This is a genomic window from Micromonospora noduli, from assembly GCF_003264475.1.
Classification (GTDB): Bacteria; Actinomycetota; Actinomycetes; order Mycobacteriales; family Micromonosporaceae; genus Micromonospora; species Micromonospora noduli.
Genome location: NZ_PYAC01000014.1, coordinates 1 through 5,434, shown reverse-complemented (window position 1 = coordinate 5,434; position 5,434 = coordinate 1). Strand labels below are relative to the sequence as shown.

Annotated in this window: 2 rRNA genes and 1 other annotated feature; both genes read right to left on the bottom strand. The window is 57.6% G+C overall.

The annotated features are described in order from the left end of the window. Position 1: 1 nt before the first annotated feature. Positions 2-77 (bottom strand) — a sequence feature (5S ribosomal RNA rRNA prediction is too short). Positions 78-162: 85 nt separating this feature from the next. Further along, positions 163-3,271 (bottom strand): 23S ribosomal RNA (locus MED15_RS18495). Positions 3,272-3,650: 379 nt separating this feature from the next. Continuing rightward, a 16S ribosomal RNA gene (locus MED15_RS18490) occupies positions 3,651-5,165 on the bottom strand. Together the 16S and 23S rRNA genes form the textbook arrangement of a ribosomal RNA operon. Positions 5,166-5,434 lie beyond the last annotated feature (269 nt).

The following is a 5,434-nucleotide window of genomic DNA, read 5'->3' as shown; positions in this document are numbered from 1 at the left end:
GTTGCAGCAGCGCTGGAGGGCTTAGCTTCCGGGTTCGGAATGTAACCGGGCGTTTCCCCTCCGCCATGACCGCCGTAACTCTATGAACATATCAAACAACCCCGGCACAAAGTCACGGGTGTTCGCTTGTTCAGAGTTGCACAGTGGACGCGTAGCAGCTTAGTAGTCAAGTCCTCGGCCTATTAGTACCGGTCAACTGAACCCGTTACCGGGCTTACATTTCCGGCCTATCAACCCAGTCGTCTAGCTGGGGGCCTTACCCCACAAAGTGGGTGGGATACCTCATCTTGAAGCAGGCTTCCCGCTTAGATGCTTTCAGCGGTTATCCCTTCCGAACGTAGCTAACCAGCCGTGCCCTTGGCAGGACAACTGGCACACCAGAGGTTCGTCCGTCCCGGTCCTCTCGTACTAGGGACAGCCCTTCTCAAGTATCCTACGCGCACGGCGGATAGGGACCGAACTGTCTCACGACGTTCTAAACCCAGCTCGCGTACCGCTTTAATGGGCGAACAGCCCAACCCTTGGGACCTGCTACAGCCCCAGGATGCGACGAGCCGACATCGAGGTGCCAAACCATCCCGTCGATATGGACTCTTGGGGAAGATCAGCCTGTTATCCCCGGGGTACCTTTTATCCGTTGAGCGACACCGCTTCCACTCGCAAGTGCCGGATCACTAGTCCCGACTTTCGTCCCTGCTCGACCTGTCAGTCTCACAGTCAAGCTCCCTTGTGTACTTGCACTCAACACCTGATTGCCAACCAGGCTGAGGGAACCTTTGGGCGCCTCCGTTACCTTTTAGGAGGCAACCGCCCCAGTTAAACTACCCACCAGACACTGTCCCTGAACCGGATAACGGTCCGAAGTTAGATACCCAAATCAACCAGAGTGGTATTTCAAGATTGCCTCCACCCATACTGGCGTATGGACTTCACCGGCTCCCACCTATCCTACACAAGCTAATTCGAGTACCAATGTCAAGCTATAGTAAAGGTCCCGGGGTCTTTCCGTCCTGCCGCGCGTAACGAGCATCTTTACTCGTACTGCAATTTCGCCGGGCCTGTGGTTGAGACAGTGGGGAAGTCGTTACGCCATTCGTGCAGGTCGGAACTTACCCGACAAGGAATTTCGCTACCTTAGGATGGTTATAGTTACCACCGCCGTTTACTGGCGCTTAAGTTCTCCGCTTCGCCCCGAAGAGCTAACAGGTCCCCTTAACGTTCCAGCACCGGGCAGGCGTCAGTCCATATACATCGAATTACTTCTTCGCATGGACCTGTGTTTTTAGTAAACAGTCGCTTCCCCCTGCTCTCTGCGGCCATACAACGCTCCACCCGCGCGGGGCTTCACGTCTCCGGCCCCCCTTCTCCCTAAGTTACGGGGGCAATTTGCCGAGTTCCTTAACCACAGTTCGCCCGATCGCCTCGGTATTCTCTACCTGACCACCTGTGTCGGTTTGGGGTACGGGCCGCTAAGAACTCGCTAGAGGCTTTTCTCGGCAGCATAGGATCACTGACTTCACCTGAATCGGCTCGGCATCACGTCTCAGCCTTCATGTGTTGCGGATTTGCCTACAACACGGCCTACACGCTTACCCCGGCACAACCACCGGCCGGGCTCAGCTACCTTCCTGCGTCACCCCATCGCTTGACTACTACCCATCAGGTTCCCACGCTCCCCACCATCCGTCCGAAGACATCAGGCAGTTCGGGTGGTTAGCACAACGAGGTTCATCAGGGACGCTCTTTCGCGGGTACGGGAATATCAACCCGTTGTCCATCGACTACGCCTCTCGGCCTCGCCTTAGGTCCCGACTCACCCAGGGCGGATTAGCCTGGCCCTGGAACCCTTGGTCATCCGGCGGAAGGGTTTCTCACCCTTCTTTCGCTACTCATGCCTGCATTCTCACTCGTGCCGCGTCCACAACTGGGTCACCCCGCTGCTTCACTCGCGGCACGACGCTCCCCTACCCATCCACACACCTGCACAAGGAATCAAGTCCAAGCGAGGATAAAATGTGAATGCCACAGCTTCGGCGGTGTGCTTGAGCCCCGCTACATTGTCGGCGCGGAACCACTTGACCAGTGAGCTATTACGCACTCTTTAAAGGGTGGCTGCTTCTAAGCCAACCTCCTGGTTGTCTATGCGACCCCACATCCTTTTCCACTTAGCACACGCTTAGGGGCCTTAGCTGGTGATCTGGGCTGTTTCCCTCTCGACTACGAAGCTTATCCCCCGCAGTCTCACTGCCGCGCTCTCACTTACCGGCATTCGGAGTTTGGCTGATTTCGGTAAGCTTGTGGGCCCCCTAGACCATCCAGTGCTCTACCTCCGGCAAGAAACACGCGACGCTGCACCTAAATGCATTTCGGGGAGAACCAGCTATCACGGAGTTTGATTGGCCTTTCACCCCTAACCACAGGTCATCCCCCAATTTTTCAACATTGGTGGGTTCGGCCCTCCACGCGGTCTTACCCGCGCTTCAGCCTGCCCATGGCTAGATCACTCCGCTTCGGGTCTAGGACACGCGACTGAATCGCCCTATTCAGACTCGCTTTCGCTACGGCTCCCCCACACGGGTTAACCTCGCCACATGCCACTAACTCGCAGGCTCATTCTTCAAAAGGCACGCCGTCACCCCGCAAGGCTCCGACGGATTGTAGGCGAACGGTTTCAGGTACTATTTCACTCCCCTCCCGGGGTACTTTTCACCATTCCCTCACGGTACTTGTCCGCTATCGGTCACCAGGAAGTATTTAGGCTTACCAGGTGGTCCTGGCAGATTCACGGCAGATTTCAGGGGTCCGCCGCTACTCGGGAACACCCACAGAAGGTCAGCAACTTTCACCTACCGGACTCTCACCGTCTACGGTCAGCCATTCCAGACTGTTCGACTAGCCACTGACTTTGTAACTTCTCGAACAAGTGTCAGCTTGTTCAGCAGGGTCCCACAACCCCGACCACGCAACCCCTGACAGGTATCACACGCAGCCGGTTTAGCCTCGATCCGCTTTCGCTCGCCACTACTCACGGAATCACTAAATTGTTTTCTCTTCCTACGGGTACTGAGATGTTTCACTTCCCCGCGTTCCCTCCACACACCCTATGTGTTCAGGTGTGGGTGACACCACATGACTGGTGCCAGGTTTCCCCATTCGGACACCCTGGGATCACAGCTTGGTTGACAGCTCCCCCAGGCCTATCGCGGCCTCCCACGTCCTTCATCGGCTCCTGGTGCCAAGGCATTCACCGTTCGCCCTTGACAACTTGACCACAAAGATGCTCGCGTCCACTGTGCAATTCTCAACAAACGACCAACCCACAACCCGATCCGCCCCACACCAAACCCAACCACAGTTGGCGGTATGTGGGGCCAGGCCATGCCTGGCAGACTGCCAGCCCCCACACAGGAGGCCGGCCACGTCTCTGAAACAACAACCAATGGTTGTTCCTTCAGGACCCAACAGGGTGCTCACATCTCCCCCCAGCCGCACCAGAAGCCACCGTTCCCACCACCCGAAGGTGGCTGTACTAGGCGCCGCCGGCCGTTGCCAGGGCAAAACTTGCCAGTGTCTCCGCCATCTGAGCACCCCGACCCAACATTCGTGGGCCGCGGGCTCCTTGCACCCTTTCAGGTGAAGGTGCTCCTTAGAAAGGAGGTGATCCAGCCGCACCTTCCGGTACGGCTACCTTGTTACGACTTCGTCCCAATCGCCAGCCCCACCTTCGACGGCTCCCTCCACAAGGGTTGGGCCACCGGCTTCGGGTGTTGCCGACTTTCGTGACGTGACGGGCGGTGTGTACAAGGCCCGGGAACGTATTCACCGCAGCGTTGCTGATCTGCGATTACTAGCGACTCCGACTTCACGGGGTCGAGTTGCAGACCCCGATCCGAACTGAGACCGGCTTTTTGGGATTCGCTCCACCTCACGGTATCGCAGCCCATTGTACCGGCCATTGTAGCATGCGTGAAGCCCTGGACATAAGGGGCATGATGACTTGACGTCATCCCCACCTTCCTCCGAGTTGACCCCGGCAGTCTTCGATGAGTCCCCGCCATAACGCGCTGGCAACATCGAACGAGGGTTGCGCTCGTTGCGGGACTTAACCCAACATCTCACGACACGAGCTGACGACAGCCATGCACCACCTGTGACCGCCCCCGAAGGACCTCACATCTCTGCGAGTTTTGCGGCCATGTCAAACCCAGGTAAGGTTCTTCGCGTTGCATCGAATTAATCCGCATGCTCCGCCGCTTGTGCGGGCCCCCGTCAATTCCTTTGAGTTTTAGCCTTGCGGCCGTACTCCCCAGGCGGGGCGCTTAATGCGTTAGCTGCGGCACAGGGAACCGGAGAGGCCCCCCACACCTAGCGCCCAACGTTTACAGCGTGGACTACCAGGGTATCTAATCCTGTTCGCTCCCCACGCTTTCGCTCCTCAGCGTCAGTATCGGCCCAGAGACCCGCCTTCGCCACCGGTGTTCCTCCTGATATCTGCGCATTTCACCGCTACACCAGGAATTCCAGTCTCCCCTACCGAACTCTAGCCTGCCCGTATCGACCGCAGGCTTGGGGTTGAGCCCCAAGTTTTCACGGTCGACGCGACAAGCCGCCTACGAGCTCTTTACGCCCAATAAATCCGGACAACGCTCGCACCCTACGTCTTACCGCGGCTGCTGGCACGTAGTTGGCCGGTGCTTCTTCTGCAGGTACCGTCACTCTCGCTTCGTCCCTGCTGAAAGAGGTTTACAACCCGAAGGCCGTCATCCCTCACGCGGCGTCGCTGCATCAGGCTTCCGCCCATTGTGCAATATTCCCCACTGCTGCCTCCCGTAGGAGTCTGGGCCGTGTCTCAGTCCCAGTGTGGCCGGTCGCCCTCTCAGGCCGGCTACCCGTCGTCGCCTTGGTAGGCCATCACCCCACCAACAAGCTGATAGGCCGCGAGCCCATCCCAAGCCGAAAAACTTTCCACCACCAGCCATGCGGCCGACGGTAATATTCGGTATTAGCCCCCGTTTCCGAGGGTTATCCCAAAGCTTGGGGCAGGTTGCTCACGTGTTACTCACCCGTTCGCCGCTCGAGTACCCCGAAGGGCCTTTCCGCTCGACTTGCATGTGTTAAGCACGCCGCCAGCGTTCGTCCTGAGCCAGGATCAAACTCTCCAACAAAAAATTAGTTGAACAGCATCCTGACAACAAACAAATGTTGCCAAAGGAATCCCAACCAGCCAGACACAAAGCCTGACCAGTCCGGGGTATAAATCATAATTGGCACTGGCTTTACAAGCACCCTGTTGAGTTCTCAAAGAACAACCACACACCGACCAGAAGCCCCACCAAGTGGAACCCCAACCGGGGCTTTTCGTACCGCGTCCCCGCCGCTCTCGCGCCGGGCACTTTTACTACGTTACCTCACCGTCTTCGCCGTGTCAAACCGT